The sequence below is a fragment of the Caproicibacter sp. genome (genome assembly GCF_046707225.1).
Taxonomy (GTDB): Bacteria; Bacillota; Clostridia; order Oscillospirales; family Acutalibacteraceae; genus Caproicibacter.
This window is the reverse complement of sequence record NZ_JBJKOP010000042.1, coordinates 1-5979: the sequence shown is the minus strand read 5'-3', so window position 1 is coordinate 5979 and position 5979 is coordinate 1. Positions and strand designations below refer to the sequence as shown.

The following is a 5979-nucleotide window of genomic DNA, read 5'->3' as shown; positions in this document are numbered from 1 at the left end:
CTTTGTCAATGGTTCCGGTATAATAGTCGCTTCCGTCTTTCTCTTTCAGAGAATAGGATTGGAATTCGGCTCCGCTTGCCACTTTTACAGTCACCTTGTAGTCCTGCGTTGTTCCGTCCGCCGCTTTAACCGTATAGGTGACCGAGTCGGTAAAATCGTTTTTCGTCGTTCCGCTTTCCTGCTTGCTTTTTTCAACTGTAACGGTCGCATCGGCGGTTGCTTCAAATTTCGCGATCAGTTCCGTGACGTCCGTCCCGGAAGGAACGGTGACCGCGATGGTGTGTTTTTCTTTATCAATGGTTCCGGTATAGGTGTTGTCGTCTTTGTCTGTCAAAGAAAAGGACTGGAACCCGCACGAAGATTCTCCCTCAACCGTAACGGTTACCTTGTAATCCTGCGTGGAATCATCCGCTGCGGTCACAGTGTAAGTAACCGTGTTGGTAAAGTCGTTTGCTGTTGTTCCACTTGTCTGCTCCTTGTCTCCCACTTTCACATTCGGCGCCAGGGTGTCAAAAGCGGCAATCAGGCTGGAGACATTCGAATCTTCCGATACGATCACGGTAATGGTGTGATCTTTCTGATCAATTTTCCCCTGATAGGTATCGTCGCCGTCAGAAAGTTCGAAATGGGTCAGGCTCTTTTCTGATTTATCGGCACAAGTGACTTTGACCGTGTAAGTCTCTGTTGATTTGTCAAGCCCTGTCACCTTGTAGGAAACCGGACTGCTGAAGTCGTTTTCCGTCGTACCGCTTTCCTGCGCGGCTTCGCCGACCGTGACGTCCGACCCGTTGGATGCGGAAAAGTCAGCGACCAGTTTCGTCAAATCTGTTCCATAGGGCACCGTTACACTGATTGTCTTTTTGTCTTCGTCAATGGTTCCGGCGTAATCGCTGTCGCCAATTTCAATGCTGTAATCGTCTATCCCGGCAAGGGATTTGCTTTCCGGCGCAACCACGACCGTATAATCGCGATATCCGCTCTTTCCAGAAATGCTGTATGTTTTATCCTCTGAAAAATCAATTTGTGTACTGCCGCTTTTTTGTTCTTTGCCATCGGCATATACAGATACATCCCCGGCATCGGCGTTCACGGTAAACGTCGCAACCAGGCTGCTGATGTCCGTCCCATCCGGGACCTTAACCCAAACAGTATTTTTTGAATTATCAATTTTCCCTGTATAATTCTTACCGTCACCCGCTTTGACGGAAAAGGCGGTGAATTTCGGCAAAACCACAACACTCACCGGTAAACCGACCACATTAGAGACCTTCTCCGTTCCCGCATCTTTAAATCCGGATGCGTCGGTCATATTCAGCGCATTTTGTGAAATGATGATTTTAGCATTGGAATGTTCGCCCGCTGTTCCTCTGACCTCTGCATCCCCGACCTCCACGGCTGTTACGGTTTTATCCTTTACCGTTAAAACATCCGTGTCGGAGGATTCATATCCATCCGGATACTGAACGTCGGTAATTCCAAACGCGGCTTTAAAATCCGGGTCTAAATCCGCAAAGGCAACTTCTTTCATATCTGCTGTGCTGCCCTTATCCATCTGGCTTTTATAGGATATAAAGGCAGTCGTGCCACTATCATCAAAACCTCCGCCGCCGGATGTATTGGTGTAATAGCACTTGGAAACCGACGCACCATACACTGTATTACCCATAATGCCGCCTCTGGAGTGGACATTTCCAAGGTTATAGCAGAGGGAAACCGAATTATCTCCTAAATCACCAACTATTCCGCCAACATCATGCATATCGCTACCGCTACCAATATCCAAATTCCCTGTATTATAGCAGGTGCTGATTACTGAGGGATCGGTTTCAGCGGAGTTGCCGACTTGGCCTGCAATGCCGCCGACCTTGTCTGAAGAACTGTGGATTACAGCGGTATTATAACAGTTTGTTATCTTACCGGACAAATATCCTGCAATGCCGCCAATGCCAATGCCTTTTGTCTGAGACCTCGCGTCAATCACTCCGGTGTTATAGCAGCTCTGGAGGGTAGCATTGCCCACACCGCCGCCAATGCCTCCAACATCCGATATTCCGTTAACTTTTCCAATGTTATAGCAATTCTGAACGTCAGCGTGGTAAATGCCGCCGGCTACACCGCCGGCTGCACCGTCAGTGTAGACCGTTCCTGCATTATAGCAATTGCTGACCAGCCCCGTTGTGGTATAAAGGCTGCCTCCGCAGTTGCCAAATACACCGCCGCTCCAATTATCTGTACCATCATTGCTAACTGTGCCAAGGTTGTAACAGTTCTTCTGAATATTATTGGTATCTGATGCTGCAATTACTTTGCCGGCAACGCCCCCAGTACAACACGGAGAACTTGTAGAACTCGTAGAACTGACTTTTCCTACATTGAAGCTGTCCGTAAAACTGCCGTACCACAGACCAGCGACGCCGCCAGTAGTGCCACTGTTTTCAGGGCTAGAACCGGTAACTGCTCCGGAATTATAGCAGCAGGAAAGTGTTGACTGATACTCAACCCCACTTATATGATTATCCGAACATCCAACAACGCCTCCAATGATAGCGTTATTACCATTTCCTATGACTGTCCCTGAATTGTAGCAATTTTCGAACGTAGTAGAAATAAAAGCACTTTCACTACTATCATAATAATTAGCCCGACCGACAATTCCGCCAAGCTCACACGTCGATGTGCTACCGTAACTGCTGACTGTTCCTGCGTTGTAGCAATTTCGAATGGTTCCGGAGCCAAACCCCGCAATGCTTCCTAAATAAGTGAACCTTTTTCCATTAGCCGTCATATTCGAGGCGGCTGTGCCAAGGTCTTGAATGGTACCCCACACGGTATATGCAAACAAGCCCTCAGCATCGTCTAGCACTCCGCCGGAAGAAAGAAACATTCCGGAAATCGTGCAGTGATTTCCGTCCAGATTACCTTTGAAATGGTCAAATTGGTCACCGATTGCTTTCCAGCTGTCCGATGAAGTCCAGCTGCCGTTTTCGTCGGGTGTTTTGTTGTACTGGGCGGGAGAAATATCAACATTCCCGGCAAGTTTAAAATAGACATCTTTTGTTTGAGTATAGCTGCGCACCAAATCCATCTGGTACGCGTTGCGGATGATATACGGCTTTGATTCCGTTCCGTCGCCGTAATCACTGTCAACGGTAATCTTACCATCTTCGACTGTTATGGTTGCGGGAGAAAATCCTTTTGCATCCGTACTATCCGTATAACCAAACGAACGCAGAACCGGATAACCCTGATTGACCGGATTTGTGTCTTTGAATAAGCCGTTCTCTTTATGGTCGTAAAGAGGATACTGTGCATAGTTCGTCGGCGAAGCGATAAAGTCAGAACCATCATCGGAAATAACTTTGTTGATTAAGTCATCTTTACTTGAAACTGAGGAATCCAGCGTACCAGTTGAATTATAATACTGACCCCCTAAAACACCGTTCACTTGCCCAATACTGTAAGCGTTTTTGATCGTCCGGGAAGAGGAGCCGGCGACGCCGCCGACATTATCCCCTGTGCCGCTGACCGCGCCGGTGTTATAGCAGTTTGTGGTTTGCCCTGACGCACTTCCCGCAACGCCGCCGACATTATCCCCTTTACCGCTGACCGCGCCGATGTTATAGCAGTTTGTGGTTTGCCCTGACGCACTTCCCGCAACGCCGCCGACATTATCCCCTGTGCCGCTGACCGCGCCGGTGTTGTAGCAGTTCGTCAGACTGGATCCGAAATTGATCATGCTCACGATGCCGCCGACATACTTGCTAGAACCACTGACCGCGCCGGTGTTGTAGCAGTTCGTCAGACTGGAGCCGGAAGAGATCGCGCTCACGATGCCGCCGACATACCGGCCGGAACCACTGACCGCGCCGGTGTTGTAGCAGTTCGTCATTGTGCTATTGGTAGCATCGCTCACGACGCCGCCGATACGTTCCCCTGTACTGCTGACCGCGCCTGTGTTATAGCAGTTTGTCACCGTACTGCCTCCAAAGAAGCCCGCGATGCCGCCAACACTATCCCCTCGGACCGAACCGGTGTTATAGCAATTTGTCACCGTATCGTCTGCAGCATAGCCGATGACGCCGCCGCTATACGAATACGAACCGGAACTGCTGACCGTACCGGTTTGGTAGCTGTTTGAAAGGGTCCCGTTGGAGGCATATCCCACAACGCCGCCGACATATTTACAGCCGTTTATATTGCCGCTGACCACACCGACATTTTGTATGATGAAGCCATTGCCCACATCCCCAAACAGGCCCTGATAGGATGGCTTACTGTCATTCGTGTGCAGACCGGTAACAACGTTTTGGACGGTATACTTCCCGCCGTCATAATTTCCGCCGTCAAAAGAGCCGCAAAAATGATTGTCGGATGTCCCAATTGGCGTCCATAAATAAGCGGACAGGTCGACCGAAGAAGCCAGATGAATGGTTTTGCCGGTAAAGTCCGTAGTTGTTTCACCGTTCAGTCCGTCGGTCAAAACCGCAAGGCCCGCCAACTGCGCCGCCGTTTTGATGGTAAACTCACTTGCCGAACCGTCACCGTACCAGCCGGTGTCGTAGTGGCCCGGCGTTGTCCAGGTCGCATCCGCAGTTGAGCGGGTTTTTACCTCGGCGGAATCCTGAACCGTGTCGGCGGAACCGTCGTTTGTGACCAGATAAAAATCATATGTATTGTCTTCGCTGTCCGAATAGCCAATAGAGATGGTTTTTGAGTCGTTCGCCGCGTCCTTGTTCCCGTTAACCGCATATGTATACGATTGATAGGTATCGCTGTTCAGTACACAGGAAGCGCCGGAAAAGTCCGTTAATCCTTCCGTTTGTGAGAGATATACCTTGTAATTTTTTGCGCCGCTCACAAACGGAATTTCAATCCGTGCGGATTCGTCGTACGCAACAACGTGAAATCCGTCTTTGCCTGCAATGTAGCCGGAATCCTGTACCGCAGCGTCGGCGGTCTCCTCTGCGCTCACGGGCATCTGAATCACCGGCATGGTTGTAATGACCAGCGCCGCGGACAGCAGCAGCGCCAAAGCTTTTTTTCCCGTCTGTTTAAAAGCCAGGATCGGCTTCCAGCTCCAGAGATGTTTTTTTACTTTTTCTGTCATTTCTTAAATTCCTCCAGTATCACACAAATAGAAAGTTGCGACATAATTCCCCTAAATTTTTCATTCTCTATTTCTATGATATTCCCCCATGCACAACAGAAGCACAACAAAAACCGGCAAAATCCCCTGTTTCGGAACAAAATTTTTAACAATGGGCGAGATGCATTATTTTTTTGTTAAACCCTGTGGCGTGCTTATTTGCTCAAGCATAGACTTTTTTGATTATATTTCATCAGAGTCATTAGAAATATCTTTTATTCATGTTGACTTCAAAATTCTCCTGTTTATAATTGCAGTTTTTGCTTATATGTAATCCACAAATGAATGCACCTACATTCATTCCAAACTTTGCTAAGTCCGAAAAAACATTTTGGGGACTAAACGCTTATTTGATTTTATTTGCAACTGAGCCTATTAAAAATGGATTATGTTTTGTTAACGCGGCTGGTTCCTATGTGGATTTCCTAAATGCTATTCTAATTGCTTTTCAAGTAAAATTCCGACAATACCTTTATTAATAATGGATCTAAAACTTACCGCAAATTAATAAAATGATATTACAAGAGAAATCATAGACAAAATGCGCGAATTTTCCCTTCGTTTCGATTACAAATATAAAAAGATAGACTTAATTTAAAATGCACTACAGAAAGGCCCCTTTACGAGGTAGACGGAAAAAGTGTTACTCATTTTCCGGAAAACCTCTAAAGGGGCTCTTGGGTTAAGATTTAATGACGGTTTTGGCTAAAAGATTCCAAACTGGCGCCAGGAATTGCCGTAAGGCTTTGTCGTTTCTCCTTTTACGATAATGCGAACGGACGCATGAGTCAGGAAATGATTTTTGGAGTCGTACACATCAATCATTGCATAGG

At 47.5% G+C, this 5979-nt stretch carries 1 protein-coding gene; it reads right to left on the bottom strand.

Going from position 1 to position 5979, the window contains the following annotated elements; translation table 11 throughout:
* Window positions 1-5107 (bottom strand): GLUG motif-containing protein (locus ACLQ3M_RS12185; protein WP_411677960.1); only part of this gene is annotated, 5107 nt, incomplete at its 3' end.
* Between the last annotated feature and the right edge of the window lie 872 nt (window positions 5108-5979).